13 protein-coding genes are annotated in these 15,048 nt (G+C 61.6%); 4 read left to right on the top strand and 9 right to left on the bottom strand.

Translation table 11 applies throughout. From position 1 onward, the window contains the following. Positions 1 to 32 precede the first annotated feature (32 nt). Together QP995_RS10120 and QP995_RS10115 are read left to right on the top strand one after the other, a co-directional pair. The gene (locus QP995_RS10120; protein ID WP_256885201.1) at positions 33 to 1,559 is read left to right on the top strand and encodes an adenylate/guanylate cyclase domain-containing protein; all 1,527 of its coding nucleotides are present in this window, start codon (positions 33 to 35) and stop codon (positions 1,557 to 1,559) included. Positions 1,560 to 1,624: 65 nt separating this feature from the next. Beyond that, positions 1,625 to 2,938 carry a DUF418 domain-containing protein gene (locus tag QP995_RS10115; RefSeq protein ID WP_395893668.1) on the top strand — a complete coding sequence of 438 codons (1,314 nt, stop codon included), beginning with the start codon at positions 1,625 to 1,627 and terminating at the stop codon, positions 2,936 to 2,938. A 46-nt stretch (positions 2,939 to 2,984) separates the two neighbouring features. On the opposite strand, the gene topA is transcribed toward QP995_RS10115, so the two are convergent. Then, the gene (topA, locus tag QP995_RS10110) at positions 2,985 to 5,945 is read right to left on the bottom strand and encodes a type I DNA topoisomerase (RefSeq protein WP_049189499.1); all 2,961 of its coding nucleotides are present in this window, start codon (positions 5,943 to 5,945) and stop codon (positions 2,985 to 2,987) included. 270 nt (positions 5,946 to 6,215) lie between these two features. Between topA and QP995_RS10105 the strand changes: the two genes are divergently transcribed. Further along, positions 6,216 to 6,365 carry a hypothetical protein gene (locus QP995_RS10105; RefSeq protein ID WP_224784285.1) on the top strand — a complete coding sequence of 50 codons (150 nt, stop codon included), beginning with the start codon at positions 6,216 to 6,218 and terminating at the stop codon, positions 6,363 to 6,365. Positions 6,366 to 6,618: 253 nt separating this feature from the next. Here the strand turns inward: QP995_RS10105 and QP995_RS10100 are convergent, their stop codons facing one another. Beyond that, a complete protein-coding gene (locus QP995_RS10100) occupies positions 6,619 to 6,822 on the bottom strand; it encodes a cold-shock protein (protein WP_005511370.1) in 204 nt (67 codons plus the stop codon). A gap of 315 nt (positions 6,823 to 7,137) precedes the next feature. Between QP995_RS10100 and QP995_RS10095 the strand changes: the two genes are divergently transcribed. Further along, complete coding sequence (locus QP995_RS10095) at positions 7,138 to 9,474, top strand: DEAD/DEAH box helicase (RefSeq protein ID WP_284853169.1); 2,337 nt, start codon at positions 7,138 to 7,140, stop codon at positions 9,472 to 9,474. On the opposite strand, the gene QP995_RS10090 is transcribed toward QP995_RS10095, so the two are convergent. The 7 genes from QP995_RS10090 to QP995_RS10060 form a co-directional block, all read right to left on the bottom strand. Further along, entirely contained in the window at positions 9,458 to 9,823 is a 366-nt protein-coding gene (locus tag QP995_RS10090) for an Rv3654c family TadE-like protein (RefSeq protein ID WP_070827629.1), read from the bottom strand. The two genes, QP995_RS10095 and QP995_RS10090, sit on opposite strands and share 17 nt — an antisense overlap. Then, a complete protein-coding gene (locus QP995_RS10085) occupies positions 9,820 to 10,173 on the bottom strand; it encodes a TadE family type IV pilus minor pilin (RefSeq protein ID WP_053092999.1) in 354 nt (117 codons plus the stop codon). Before QP995_RS10085 ends, QP995_RS10090 begins: the two co-directional genes overlap by 4 nt. Beyond that, a complete protein-coding gene (locus QP995_RS10080; protein WP_049193086.1) occupies positions 10,166 to 10,438 on the bottom strand; it encodes a DUF4244 domain-containing protein in 273 nt (90 codons plus the stop codon). The genes QP995_RS10085 and QP995_RS10080 overlap by 8 nt, the downstream gene beginning before the upstream one ends. Positions 10,439 to 10,645: 207 nt before the next feature. After that, positions 10,646 to 11,299, bottom strand: coding sequence for a type II secretion system F family protein (locus tag QP995_RS10075; RefSeq protein WP_049193085.1), 654 nt, complete (start codon positions 11,297 to 11,299; stop codon positions 10,646 to 10,648). Further along, positions 11,296 to 12,168, bottom strand: a complete 873-nt coding sequence (locus QP995_RS10070) for a type II secretion system F family protein (RefSeq protein ID WP_284853168.1) — start codon at positions 12,166 to 12,168, stop codon at positions 11,296 to 11,298. Before QP995_RS10070 ends, QP995_RS10075 begins: the two co-directional genes overlap by 4 nt. Positions 12,169 to 12,241: 73 nt before the next feature. Then, a complete protein-coding gene (locus QP995_RS10065) occupies positions 12,242 to 13,399 on the bottom strand; it encodes a TadA family conjugal transfer-associated ATPase (protein ID WP_284853167.1) in 1,158 nt (385 codons plus the stop codon). Beyond that, positions 13,392 to 14,786 (bottom strand): CpaE-like family protein, encoded by a 1,395-nt coding sequence (locus tag QP995_RS10060; RefSeq protein ID WP_284853166.1) that lies wholly within the window; start codon positions 14,784 to 14,786, stop codon positions 13,392 to 13,394. The genes QP995_RS10065 and QP995_RS10060 overlap by 8 nt, the downstream gene beginning before the upstream one ends. Positions 14,787 to 15,048 lie beyond the last annotated feature (262 nt).

Raw genomic sequence — 15,048 nt, 5'->3', positions numbered from 1 at the left:
TGCAATCCGGGGTTGCCACTAAGGTAGTAATCATGCAACGGCTCTGGCGAAATCTGAAATGGCTAAGCGGGACAATGTGGCCTGCTTATGCCTCATTTATCTTCGTCTGCAACCTTGTCGGAGCCATGATTGTCGGCTTGTTCCTCGGCATGCTGTTGCCACTGAACCAAGAAACTCACTTGCCACGGTTGGCCAATGGTGTCATTTATGCCCTGGCTGGGTACCTGGTTCTGGCGATTATCGCGGGCATCGGCACCACGTGGATCCTGTTCAAACCGCTGGTGAAATGGCAGCGTCATCCGGATATGCACGATCCGCGGCGGGTACGATATCTGGTCATGCGCGTGCCTGTCTATCAGGCACTCTTGGGTACCGTCATCTGGTCTCTGGGCGTGATTGTCTTCAGTGGAGTCGCGTTCGCCTATGACAGCAAGATTGGCCTGATGGTGCTGCTCACCTCGGTGCTCGGTGGCGCCATGGTGGCACTGTTGACCTATCTAATTGCGGAGCGCATGGTGCGTCCGGTTGCTGTGGAGGCGCTGGCGCGTAGGGCCCCGGATTCTTCGCTGGAGCCACCGATTGGCCACCGCCTGCGCCAGACGTGGGTGTTGACCAGCGGTGTTCCAGTGGTAGCAATCCTGCTTGTGCTGATAGGTCAGCGCCGTGGTCTATTCACAGATGACGCGGCAGATTTGCTGCCCACCATCACCGCGCTGGCAATTCTGGCTCTGATTACCGGCTATTTCGGCACGATGTTGGCCACTATGTCCATCGTCGACCCGATTCGTGATCTCACGGGTGCGATTAACAAGGTCCGCCAGGGCCAGGTGGATACGCGCGTGCCTATTTACGACGGCTCCGAGATGGGCGTTCTCCAGGCGGGTTTCAATGAAATGATGCGTGGCCTGCAGGAGCGTCAGCGGGTCCGTGACCTCTTCGGCCGCTATGTCGGGTCTGAGGTCGCCCGTAAGGCTCTGGAAGAAAAGCCGACGTTGGGCGGCGAGAATCGCCTCGTCGCGGTGCTGTTTGTGGACGTGATTGGTTCGACCAACTTCGCGGAGAAGAACTCGCCAGAAGTCGTTGTCCGTGAGCTCAATGCCTTCTTCGACCACGTTGTTGACTGTGTGCACCGCAATAAGGGCATTATCAACAAGTTCCAGGGTGACGCGGCCCTGGCTGTCTTCGGCGCTCCCCTGCCCCTCGATGACACTGCTGGGCACGCCCTCACAGCCGCCCGTGAACTGCGCGAGGAACTGCTCGACCTCCAGCTCACCGCGGGTATCGGCGTCTCCGCCGGGCACGTCGTTGCCGGCCACATCGGTGCCCGCGACCGTTTTGAATACACGGTTATTGGTGACGCGGTTAACCAGGCTGCCCGTCTGACCGAGCTGGCCAAGGACACCCCGGGCCGCGTGCTCGCCACAGCTTCCACCATTCGCCTGGCCAACGAGGACGAGCAGGCTCGCTGGACCACCCTGAAGTCCGTGGAGCTGCGCGGCCGTACGCACATGACGCAGCTTGCACGCCCGGTGCGCCCGACGCTTGCCGACGAGGCCTAGGGGGCAGCGGACTCGTCGGTCTCGCCAACCTGCGTACCCTCCCGCAAATCCTTTACGTTGGAGGAATGACTGACAGCCGCTCCAGCTCTAGCACCAACCCCAGACCTCGCATGCTCGTCCCCGATGCCGCTCGCGGATTCGCTCTCCTCGGCATCGCAATCGCGAACATTGCCACTGCCTGGCTGGTTGCAGATCCCGAACTGCCCGCAGCATTCTTCGGAGGCGTCATAAACGACAGCATCGCCGACAAGGCCACCGTGCTGTTTACCGCTGTGACCGCACATAGCCGCGGGCTGCCGATGTTCGCAACGCTGCTCGGCTTCGGTGTCGGACTCATTGTCCGCAGTTTGGCCAGGAGGAACTTTCCACGGTCGCGGGCGCGAGTGGTCGTCGTAAAGCGTTATGCGTTCCTGGGGCTGTTCGGCATCGCGCACATGCTGTTTCTGTTCTTTGGCGACATCATGTTTCTCTACGGCATCTGCGGCATCATCCTGGGGCTGCTTATGGGGCTTAGCAACAAAGTGCTGACTATCCTCGCATGGATTGCGCTGACAGTTAATGCGGTATTGAGCCTGCTGTTTTTGGTTTTCACAATTGCGATGCCCGACGTCGGGTTGGACGGTTCCGACATGACCGAGCTCGTCAACGGCGGTGCGATTGAAACAAGTTACCTGGATATGCTCGCCGCGAATCTCGAGGCCCTGACAATGAGCATCACTACTCTGCCGCTACAGCTGTTCCTCTACCTGCCGGTGATGATGATTGGCTTCGTGTGGGCGCGCAAAGGCGTGCTTGACGACGTTGACGCGCACCGTCCCCTGCTTATTCGGTGGCTCGTGGTGGCCGTGATTGTCGCCTTCGGTGTCGGTATCCCTATGGGGTTGGCAGCGATTGGAGTTCTTCCAGCCGGACAGCACATGGCCTTCTTGGTAATTAATAACTTTGCCGGAGTGTTCGCCGGTCCTGGCATCCTAGCCGGGCTGGCGTTGGCGCTGCAGCCGCTCCAGCGACGCCTGAACGAGGGCGCCGCTGTACCAGGTTGGCTGGTGCCGATTGTGGCGCTCGGCAAGCGTTCGATGACCGGCTACCTGATGCAGTCGGTGATCTTCTTTGTGCTGGTGTACCCGTTTATGCTGGATATCCCGCGCGACATGGGCGCGTTCGTGCAAACGCTCATCGCTGTAGGCGTCTGGTTGGTGACACTGTTGGCCGCGTGGGCGATGGAGCGTCGCGGCATGCAGGGGCCGTTTGAGAAGGTGCATCGCCGGCTGTCGTACGGGCCGACGATGCGGGCGGAGGTGGCCGGGGTCGGTGGCCCCAAGCCAACTCCGCAGGAGGCGCCGGGCGCACCAGCTCCGCAGGGGGCGCCGGGCGCTTAAGTGCTCTGCACCCATTTCGCCCCTGCCGCGGCTAACGGTCAATGCGCTACTTGCCCTTACGCGTTGCCTTCACCACTCGCTTGGTGGTGCGCTTGACTGCCTTCCTGGTGGTCTTCTTCGCAGCCTTCTTCGTGGTCTTGCGAGTCGACTTCTTCGCAGCCTTCTTAGTGCCACCATCGGCGGCTTCCTTCGCGCGGCGCTCAGACAGCAGCTCGCAGGCGCGGGCATCGGTCAGAGTCTCAGGCGTATCCCCCTTGCGCAGCGAAGCATTGGTGACACCATCGGTGACGTACGGACCGAATCGGCCATCCTTCACCGACATCGGGCGACCGGAGACATCGTTGTCGCCCAGCTGCTTCAGCGGCGGCTTCGCAGCAGCGCGACCGCGGCGCTTCGGCTCAGCGTAGATACGACGCGCCTCGTCCAATGTCACGGTGAAAATCTGCTCTTCGTTAGCCAGTGAACGCGAGTCCGTGCCCTTCTTCAGGTACGGACCGTAACGGCCATTCTGAGCAGTAATAACCTCGTTATCGACCGGGTCGACACCGACCTCGCGCGGCAGGCTCATCAGCTTCAGAGCCTCTTCCAGCGTGACAGTCGACGGCTCCATGGAGGAAAACAGCGAGGCCGTCTTCGGCTTCAGAGTTTCCTCGATGATTTCCGCGGTGCGCTTTTCCTTCTGCTTGGCAGCGGTCTTGGTTTCCCAGTTCTTCTTTCGCTTGCCCTCGGCAGCGCGCTGAGCGTCCTCTTCGGCGCGCTCAGCTGCGATGATCTCCTCAGCCTTGGCTACGACACCTTCGCGCTCTTCATCGGTAACCAGCTCGGTGACGTAGGGGCCGTAGCGGCCATCACGAGCAACAATCATGCGACCATTGGCCGGGTTAATGCCCAGCTCACGACCACCCTGCGGCATGGCCAGCAGCTTCTCGGCGGCGGCCAGATCCAGCTCGTCCGGAGTCATGGCCTCCGGGATGTTGGCGCGCTGCACCTCGTCGGCACCGTTTTCACCGGTACCCGGGCGAGTGCGCTCCAGGTACGGCCCATAGCGGCCAACGCGAACGATGATTGGGTTACCCTCGGCATCGTCGAAGAGGTGGAGCGAATTGACCTTCCGAGCATCAATCGATTCCAAGTTCACGTCGATGATGTTCTTCAGACCACCGTGGGTCGCAATGGCATCGGCACCCTTGTGGCGGTGATCCTTGTCATCACCGAAATAGAAACCGGTCAGCCAGGTCGTGCGATCCTTGTTGCCCGCAGCAATGCCGTCGAGCTCATCCTCCAGCTCGGAGGTGAAGTCGTAGTTGACCAGATCGGAGAACGCTTCCTCCATCAGCCCCACCACGGCAAAGGCCACCCACGAGGGCACCAGTGCGTTACCGCGAGGGTAGACGTAGCCGCGATCCTGAATGGTCTTGATAATCGACGCGTATGTCGACGGACGACCAATTCCCAAGTCCTCCATCTTCTTCACCAAGCTGGCCTCGGTGAAGCGCGCAGGCGGGTTGGTGGAGTGGCTGTCGGCACTGAAGTCCGTGGCCGTCAGGCCCTGGCCTTCAGTCAACTGTGGCAGACGCTTCTCAGCGTTGTCGGCGACCTTGCGGCCGTCGGAAAGCGCGGAGACCTCAACGTATGCCTTGAGGAAGCCCGGGAAGCGAATCGTGCGTCCAGTGGAGGCGAACTCGACGGCGTGCGTGTCGGTGGCGCCAGCGATGGTGACCTTCATGGACGTGCCGCGTGCGTCGGCCATCTGCGAGGCGACCGTGCGCTGCCAGATCAGTTCGTAGAGCTTGAACTCCTCGGCATCCAGCGATCCCGCCAGCTGCCCCGGCGTTGCGAACGTCTCTCCCGCCGGACGAATTGCCTCGTGCGCTTCCTGCGAGTTCTTCACCTTGCGCGAGTACTGGCGCGGCGCATCGGCGACATACTCCGAGCCGTAGAGCTCCAGCGCTTGCTTACGCGCGGCATCGATACCGGCCTTGGACAGCGTCGTGGAGTCGGTACGCATGTAGGTAATGTGACCGTTTTCGTACAAACGCTGCGCCACACGCATCGTGCGCTCAGAGGTGTAATGCAGCTTTCGACCCGCCTCCTGCTGCAGCGTGGAGGTCATAAATGGCGGGTACGGGCGGCGCGTGTACGGCTTCTCCTCCACCGACGCGACCTTGAGCTCAGAGCCCACGAGGTCCGCCGCCAGGGTTTCGGCGAGCTGCTTATCGACGACCCGGATGCCATCGGACTTCTTCAGCTGGCCACGGTCATCGAAGTCTCGGCCCTGCGCTACGCGCTGACCATCAACGCTGGTCAGGGTTGCGACGAATTCCTTCGGCTGGTTGGCGTCAGCAGAAGCCGAGCCGGTGTCCAAAGTTGCGGCGACATCCCAGTACTCAGCGGAGATAAACGCCATGCGCTCGCGCTCACGCTCGACGATGACGCGCGTTGCCACCGACTGCACACGGCCTGCCGACAGGCGCGGCATGACCTTCTTCCACAGCACCGGGGAGACCTCGTAGCCGTAGAGACGGTCGAGGATACGGCGACCTTCCTGGGCATCGACCAGGTTCTGGTCCAGCTCACGGGTGTTGGCGGCGGCCTCCAAGATGGCTTGCTTGGTGATCTCATGGAACACCATGCGGCGCACCGGCACCTTGGGCTTCAGGACCTCCAGCAAGTGCCAGGCAATAGCCTCGCCCTCACGGTCGGGGTCAGTTGCGAGATAGAGTTCGTCGACTTCCTTGAGCTTGGCCTTCAGGTCGGCGACTTTCTTCTTCTTATCAGCGCTGACGACATACAACGGAGCGAATCCGTTGTCGACATTCACGCCCAGACGAGCCCAGGGCTCCTTCTTGTAACGAGCCGGAACGTCGGCTGCGCCACGGGGCAAGTCACGAATGTGGCCCACCGACGCCTCCACGATGTAATCATCGCCGAGATACGGCTGAATCTTGCGAGCTTTCGTCGCCGACTCGACAATTACAAGGCGCTTGAGGCCGTCTGAATTCGCCATAGAAGTTTTTCTATCCTGCAACGTTGAATGTTTTTGACTGTTTAGATTCTTGTTTTCGTTTAAATCTTGGGGTTCTTGGCCGGACTCTGGCTGGGCTTCAGCTGTGAGAAGCCCGCAATCGGTTCCAACCGGTTCCGATCAGTGCAAATCAGTTCCCGGCCGCGTTCTCTCCGGAAGATTATCTGGAAAGAATATGAAGAATATAAGGAATACCGTACACACAATCTAGTTTGTCGCGTGGATTCCTCAAGTATCGGGCGGATTTTGGGTGTGACTGAAGGGGCTGCTGTGGGGGATCCCCGGTGGCCGGCAGTTGCCGACCCGACGACTGCTGTGCGGCTAGCCATGATTATCCCAGTGGCTGTCAGTGGCTGGCCACGACAGGCCGCAGCGGGCGCAGCCGCCGCAGCGGCCGCATGATCGCGGGCTGCAAATGTGAAACTGTATGAGTTTATGACACTTTCAAGCCATTTTTCGGACCATTTTTGTCATAAACGTAGTCAGTAACTCGCATCGCCCCAACGCCCCCAGAAATACAAAAATCCCACGCAGAAATTACTTTCCACGTGGGAGAATCAAGGCTCACCCCATGAACACAACATGGACCTTGAAAAGCCAAAAATTCCGCGCGCCAAACCAGACAAAAGCCCAGCTCAACCCGGAAACGGTTGACTTACAGAGGCTTCACGTCCAGAGCCTGCGGACCCTTCTGGCCCTCACCAATCTCAAACTCGACTGCCTGGTTCTCTTCCAGCGTCTTGAAACCAGTGCCCTGGATCTCGGAGTAGTGAACGAACACGTCGTTGCCACCGTCAGCTGGGGCGATAAACCCGAAGCCCTTCTCCGAGTTGAACCACTTCACAGTACCCTGTGCCATTACAAAACTTCCCAACTTCAGGATTCGATAAAACAAGTATTCGCCACGCGCATCCGGCCACACACGATGAAGTAAACACGGCCAAAGCACCCTTTCGCCTCGTGCGAGTTTTTGCTGGGTGCCCGTTGGCGGGCGATACACTCAAAAAGTCTGCCACGTTTGGGGCGCGAGCGCCGATTAGGAACAGCTTCTCGCCACCCCCGTAAACCCGTGTTCGAGGCCCTGACAAACTGGGGTGCCGAATAGCGAGAATGTGGCTGGCAGGAAGCGTCGTCAAGCATATAAAGTGCGCGTTTACAGGAAAGGGTGGTGTCGGTGGAGTCGTTTGGGCGGGAGCTGCTGGGGCCGGTTATTCGTGCGCATCCGCGGGCGACGGTGACGCACATTGCGGATCTTCCTGCGCGCGCTGGCGTGACTGCGCCTTGGCCTGAGTGGGTGCCAAGTTGGCTGAGAGAAGTGCTGGTAGATCGCGGAATTGAGAACCTGTGGACTCATCAGGCGATAACCGCGAACCTCGCCCGCGAGGGCGTGCACTGCGTCGTCGCGACGGGCACGGCGTCGGGTAAATCGCTCGGCTACCTGCTGCCCGTGCTCACAGAACTGTCCGCCACCCCCGCGGCCACCGCGCTGTACCTCTCCCCGACCAAGGCGCTGGGCGCCGATCAGCTGGACACTGCACGCGCGATGGCACCGGCGTCACTGAGTTCGCTGATTTCGCTTTACGACGGCGACACCCCACAAGACGCCCGGCGCGCCATCCGCGACCACGCCCGTTGGGTGTTTACCAACCCCGATATGCTGCATGTTTCGGTGCTCGGCAACCATGTTCGGTGGACGCGGATGCTGCGCAACCTGCGCTATATCGTCGTCGACGAATGCCATGCCTATCGAGGCGTGTTCGGCGCCAACGTCTCTCAGATTCTGCGTCGCCTCCTGCGGCTATCCCGCGAGTACGGCGCCTCGCCGACCGTGATTTTTGCCTCTGCGACGACCAACGACCCCGCTGACCAGGCTCGTCGCCTCATCGGCGAGCCTGTCGAGGCCATCACCGAAGACGGCGCCCCGGTCGGCGAGCGAACTATCGCCCTGTGGGAACCCGGCCTGCTCCCCGACCTCCAAGGCGAGAACGGCGCACCCGTGCGCCGCCCCGCCCCGACCGAGGCCGCAGATATCATGGCCGACCTGCTTGTCGAGGGCGCCCGCACCCTGACCTTCACCCGTTCGCGGAGCAGTGCCGAGAAGGTAGCGCTCGGCGTGCGCGAGCGCCTGGAGAAGCGCCGCCGCAGCGATATCGCCGAGCGCATCGAGTCTTACCGCGCCGGCTACCTAGCCGAAGAACGCCGCGACATCGAGCGCATGCTCGATGACGGCACCCTGCTAGGTGTGGCCACCACCAATGCACTGGAGCTGGGCATTGACGTCGGTGGCCTCGACGCGGTGGTGCAGGCCGGTTTCCCGGGAACGGTCGCTTCGTTCTGGCAGCAGGCCGGCCGCGCGGGCCGTCGTGGACAGGGCGCGCTGGTGGTGTTGGTGGCTCGCGATGATCCCATGGACACTTACTTGGTCCACAACCCTTCGGCACTGTTGGGCCGGCCGGTGGAGAAGACCGTCTTCGATCCCCGCAACCCGCATGTGGTGTGGTCACACCTCTACTGCGCGGCTGTGGAGAAACCCGTCACCACCAGCCAGCTTCAAGCGTGGGGAACCATGCCCGTAGCCGAAGACATGGTGTCCGCAGGCTGGTTGCGCAAGCGCACCTGGGAAGGACAAGAGCCCGTCTACTACCCGACCGACCGCGATGAGGGACCGCGCATTGCCACTGCCCACGATGCCGTGAACGTCCGTGGCGGCGATGGCCAGGAAGTAGCTATCGTCGACCAGACCGATGGCCGACTGCTTGGCACCATCGATCTTGGCCGTGCGATGCAGCAGGTCCACGACGGTGCCGTCTACTTGCACCGCGGTGAGTCCTACCTTGTCGACCAGCTGGACTTCGACAGCCTCGTCGCCCTAGTCCACCCCGAGCAGCCACGCTATTCCACCAGCTCGCGCATGGACACCACCATCCGCATCCTCGATGTTGACGATATGCGCCACTACCAGGGCCTACAGGTCGCCTCCTGCCAGGTCGAGGTCTTTCACCAGGTCACCTCCTATCTTCGCCGCCTGGATACCGGCGAGATTCTCGACAGTGTTGAACTTGACTACCCTCCACAGCGTTTGGTCACGCGCGCCGTGGCCTACACAATGCCCGAGTCCACCCTGCGCTCCTGGGGCGTGGGCTCCGACATCGCGCCGGGGGCTCTTCACGCAGCCGAGCACGCGGCTATCGGCATGCTGCCACTGATTGCCACCTGCGACCGCTGGGACATCGGCGGTGTTTCCACGGTCATGCACGCCGATACCCAGCAGCCCACCGTTTTTGTGTACGACGGGCACCCTGGTGGTGCGGGGTTTGCCGACCGTGGCTACGAGGCCTTCGCTCAGTGGATTCGCGCAACCCGCGATGCCGTCGCCGCCTGCGAGTGCGAATCCGGCTGCCCATCGTGCATCCAGTCGCCCAAGTGCGGCAATGGCAACGATCCGCTGGACAAGGCCGGCGCAATCAAGGTGCTCAGTGGGGTGTCGCGCGCGCTTAACGACGGCCAGTAGCAGCATCCTCCACCGCTACCGGCCCTGCCCTGGACGTGGCTTTTCTCTCCTTTCGTTGGACGCTGACCTGCACGTCCTCCCCTTCAATCTCACAGGTCACAAGGCGTGCGTGGTTAGCTTTTGCGATTGACCCCGCAGCTTTGCAGGCATCGTCGCTCTCTTGCGCAGCCACGGCGCCGGCCACCGCGGCCAGATCCGCTGCTACCGCTGCCTGCCGCGCCTGCACCACCCTCACCCCGGCCGTAACTCCGACCAAAGTCAGAACGACGAAAGCGGCGATGAACAGTGCGGCTGCGACCGTGGTGGAACCTTCTTCTTCGCGGAGAAGGCGGGCTGTCACGTTTCTCATGACGATGCCGCTCTTTCCCGCAGTGCGACCGCGCGTGCTTCCAGCGAAAATGGCCCTGCTGAGCGCCGAATGGTCACGCGCACGGTACCGGAGGTTTCCGATATCGCGACCTGCCCATCCGCGTCTGCGCGAAGCTCGGCTACTGTCTCCGCATCGCCCCGCGCCTCAGCCCGTGCGATGGCTCCGGCTGCGTCGGTAAGCCCTAGGTACATTGCGATGGTGACCAGCCCGGACAGAGCCGTGACCATGACCGTGACCAGCGCCGCGAGACCGAAAGCGGTTTCTACCGTCGTTTGGCCTTCGTCGCCGACGCACAGGCGATGAAGCGTAGAGCGGATGCGGCTAGACATCGGTGTTGAGCGCCCTTTCGATGATGTCGGTGAGCGCCTGGGTGATATCGCCGCCGGTCACGACGGTGTAGAGCAGGGCTCCGAAAGCGGCGGCCGCAATAGTTCCGAGAGCATATTCCACGGTTGACATGCCGTTTTCCTCAGTTACCAGTGCGCGCAGACGCTTGTGCAAATACGAGCGCAGCTGGGACTGCGCAGCGGTCAGCGGATTGGTTGAAGAGTTGGTTGGAAGGTTGGTCGGATGGTTGGAGTTTTGAGTGGTCATGAGTGTTTTCCCCTGTGTGGATGTCGAGTGACAGGTCAGTTGTGAGGTGTGATGTGCATTGACGCGCGTTGATGCGCGTTGATGCATGTTTGGATTGCAGCGCGGCAGGCGGCCCGCGCGCGCAAGCGAGTACGCAACCGAGAAAACAACCAGTACCGCATCCGGCGCGTGCCAGCGCGCGGGGCTTGGCGCAGAAGTGCCCACGCTTCATGACGGCATCAGTCCTGCAAACATTTCGTCGGCAAGCCCAGCGATGGTGGGCACCAAACCCAGCACCACAAACGCGGGTAGAAAGCACAACGCCAGCGGCCCGGCAATGAGGACACCAGCCTTTTCGGCGACGGCTTGCGCCGCATCGTGCGCTTGACTGCGGTACGTGGCAGCGGTGTCCTCCAACGCCTGCGCCAGAACGGTGCCGGATTCGGCTGCACGGCGCCCAGCTGTCGCCAGGGGCACGAGCGCGGGTGTGGCAGCAAGGCTTTCCCAAGTGGAGTGCGCGCCCACGGACAACCTGGCGGAGCACTGTCGAAGTGGCTCGGCCAGCTCAGGGTTTGCACCATCGGCAGCTGCTGCCATGGCCTGCGACAACGGCATACCGGAGCTCAAACAAGCGCCAATGATGTCGAGGGCCGCTGCGGCATCGAGCAGCACAGCCGGGCTGATGCGCTCACCGCCAATGACAGTTCGCACACGTTCCCGCACCTGTGCGGCAATCTGCGCCACCCGATTGGTCACCTGTCGACGTAGGCCTCCTCGCACACGAGCATCCGACTCGGCTACCAATTCGGGCAGTCGGCTGCGGACGGGATTGAACGTCGGCAAGCAGAGGTAGACGGCGATGAGAAGTGCGGCGGCAATCATTGTCCGGCCTCCGCACGATCGATGATGGCGACCGCCCATTCGATGCCCGCGCACACCAGCCCGACACCGATGACCAGCACAATTCCTCCGATACCGCGACTGAGGAACTCGAATGGGGAAGCCCCGAACGCTTGCCCCATGACCAAACCGAACACCGGCAGTGAAGCCAAGATGGCGATCGTCATGCGCGGTCCCGCCAGCGCAGCAGACGTCTGTGAGCGATGCGCCTGACGAGCCTGCAAATCACCCCGCGCGCAGTCCAGCAACCCAGCCAAACTCAGACCGTGTTGCTGCGCCACCGTCCACATACGCCCAATCCGACGCAGTTGCTCCGAAGACTCTTCGCTCTCCCACGGGTCGGCGAAGTTCGCGCGGTGCGCCGCGTGCGCAAGATGATCGGCCAACACAGTCATGTCCTCTGCCCTACGCAATTCCGCTGCTGCCGCGTTGAGCGCTCTTGAGGCCGCCGCACCTGCGCGCAACTGCGCGGTCAAGGTTTCCAGCGCTACCGCAGCGCTGTCCGCTTCCCGACGTTCACAGCGCCTCTCCCCCACAGCGCGCACTACGGCCCCTGCGGTGCGGCCCAGCAATAGCCCGGCTATGACACCTGGAATCCCGGCGAGCCATAGCAACACAAGTGCCGGACCTGCAACGATGAGAATCGATAGCCCTGCAGCTCTATTCGCACTGCCAGTGCTTGCGGCGCTCGACCCCGCGGAACCAGCCCCAAGTCCAACCATGCGCTGCAACCACTTCAGTCCACAGGACACCTCACGGGCACGGCCTGCCAGCGCTCGCGAGCGCACCGCCGCCGAGCTGTCCGGCCAGATAGCGACTGCCGCAGCCGCGCCCCCAATGAGTACGGTCACGCTAAATCCCTCCCCCATAGCTGTTAATCTCCCCGTCTAATCCCCTGACTTTTCCCCCGGGTTATTCCACCGGTTATTCCACCGACTGTTCCCTGCCGACCAGCAATTTCTGCAACGTTTCCCACCCCGGCCCCGGCCCGTCCCGAGCAGTCCAAACCTCCACCACCTCCGGTGGGTTACCGCGCAGCAGCCCGATCTGCGCCAGCCGGCGAACATCAGCGCGTTCGACTACCAACACCACCTGCACCGCAGAGACCAACTGCGCATGCAGCCCGGCGCGACTAAGGCCACCGATCAACCCCAAAGCCTCAAAGCGCGCGACGACATCCCCAATCCGGTTGGCGTGAATTGTCCCTGCCCCACCGCGATGCCCCGTGTTCAACGCAGCCAGCAGATCCACCACTTCGGCGCCACGAATCTCACCGACGACAATGCGGTCGGGACGCATGCGCAACGCCTGCTTCAGCAACTCCTGCTGCCCAATCGCACCGGCCCCCTCCAAGTTGGCGGCTCTGGTCACCAGCTTCACCACATGGGGATGCTGCGGTTGCAACTCCGGAGTGTCCTCGATGCACACAATGCGCTGGTCAGGATTAACTTCTGAGAGCATCGCCGCCAATAGCGTCGTCTTTCCCGCACCCGTGCCTCCGGCGACAATAAACGACAGCTGTCCCGCCACGATTCCCCGCAACACCGGCAGAATCTCCGGTGGAAACAGCCCGATATCGCACAACTCCGCAAGCCCGCGACGAGCCGGACGAAGCACTCGCAGGCTAATCTGAGTGCCGGTCGCTGACGGTGGGGAAAGCACCGCATGAACTCGCACACCACAGCCGCCGACACCACCAGGAATATGGCCGTCGGCCCAAGGTTGCGCGTCGTCAAGCCTTCGTCCGCACCGCGACGCGAGCCGCACCGCATACGCGCGCACCTCGCCCTCGTCCGCGAAGGAAATCTCGGCCCGCTCCAGTCCGTTGCCGGCGTCGACCCAGACCTCGCCGGGCGCGGTGACCAGCACATCGCTGACACCCGGGCGTCGCAACAGCGCATCCAACACACCCGCGCCCACTGTTTCCTCGCGAATCGTGCGTAGAATCTCCAGCACCTTCACATCGGAGACAACCCCCGAGGTCTCTGCGCGAATGATGTCGGCGACCTCGCTATGCGATGCCACCCCAGGCCGCTCCGCAAGCGCCGTCCGCACCGCCGCCAACAGCCTGACGTCATCCATCGCCACCACCGCCGACAAGGGCAAACATCGCTTCCAATCCCCGCGTCAGCTTGCCGACGGTTCCAGCGAGCCCGCCCACATCTATCTCGTGAGCTACCTTCTTGCAGTACTCAATCTCACCAACAATAGGCAGGTCGAGAGCGTATTCCACCTCTTCGACACTGATATCGCGGTGCTGCTGGTACCTCACTGCAAGATTTGGGGTGAACCCCGCCTGTGCACAGATGCTCGCCAAGTGCCCAGCGGCTGCGATGGCTCGAACGGAGGTGGGCAGGACTATGACGGTGTCATCGGCAAGCGCGCCGAGAGTGGTGACGTACTCCACCTGCTTCGGGCAGTCCACGATGACCGTAATTCCGGCATGAATAAGGCAACTAATGGTGCTGGCAATGTGCCGGACATCGTCGGGCCTGTCGGTTCTGTCGGTGCTGTCGAATTTGTTGTTCGCAGAGGCGTGGTTGTAAGTCGTCTCGGGCGTGCGACTGCGAGTCCACGTCAACACTTTCAGAGCGGGTGATCGTGGGCAGGATGGCAGTGCTTCGTAGAGTGCCGCCCCGTCGAGACGGCCATCAGCAGCCGAGAAGTCCTGCCACCTCAGTCCCGGTTCCGTTTCCATCCCGAGCACCAGATCAATGCCTCCTGCCAGTGCGTCCGCGTCCACCAAACAGACTGGCTTTTCACGGGATAGAACCAATGCACTCGCCGCCGCAACAATGGAAGCCCCGGCACCGCCGACCGCAGGAACCAACATCAGGCACGTTGCCGTGGAATCGGTTGTAGTTGCTGGCACGTTCGGTGCGGGTTCTGTACCTGGTGCTGTAATCACGTCTGCGCTCGCAGGTGACGCTGGGGTGCGTTGGTGGTTCAGGAGGCTCGAGCCGTGTTGGAAATCGGAGAGCCTCGGACCATCCGGGCGTACCTCGGCTCGGCCGAGAAGTTCGACAATATCGACGTTATCCGCGGGCAAACTAGCGCTGTAAACAGGAGCTAAAACCTTCGCCACCTGCGTATCTTCCGCCTCAGTATCACTGCGGACCAGAAAGATTGCTCCCTCACAATGAGGCCGCCCGGCTAATCTTCGGGCTGCCGACGCATCAACGAACACCGCTGGTGCCCGACGCCACAGGGCCGATGAAACTCCCGCTCCGGTCGATGCGGGCACTGACGCTGTGGCTGATACTGGTGGTGATGCTGGCGACGATGTCAATGCTTGTGCGGCCACTGGCGCTGTAGCCACAGGTGGCACGGTCTCTTGCACACAGTCACGACCGGTAGCAGCGACTATGAGTGCAACCTCTTCACGCAGCGCTTCATCATCGACAGCGTTGACTACTGGATTTGCTGGAGCCCCGGTTCGCTGAGCCATGGACAGTTGCTTGATTGCCATGGCCATAGCGTGCACTAAAAGGCGGATTCAATGATGCTCGCAAGGAGCCAAAACCTCGCTGTCTGTGGATAATTTTCAGACTGTGGATAACTGCAGAACGCCATGTCGCCTTTGCCTTATGGCTACTGCGCGGCCTGGCCAATGCAAGTTAGTGACTGCGTTTATGTCAAAAATGGCACGAAAAAAGGGTTAAGTAGCAAAAAGTGTGTCTGACTTTCAGCATTACTGCTGATTAGGCTGGGTAAATCGGGCGGATATAAGC

Origin of the sequence: Corynebacterium sp. MSK032, assembly GCF_030232065.1 — a bacterium.
Lineage (GTDB): Bacteria > Actinomycetota > Actinomycetes > Mycobacteriales > Mycobacteriaceae > Corynebacterium > Corynebacterium jeikeium_D.
The sequence above is the reverse complement of the archived record's forward strand: the minus strand, read 5'-3'. Positions and strand labels throughout refer to the sequence as shown.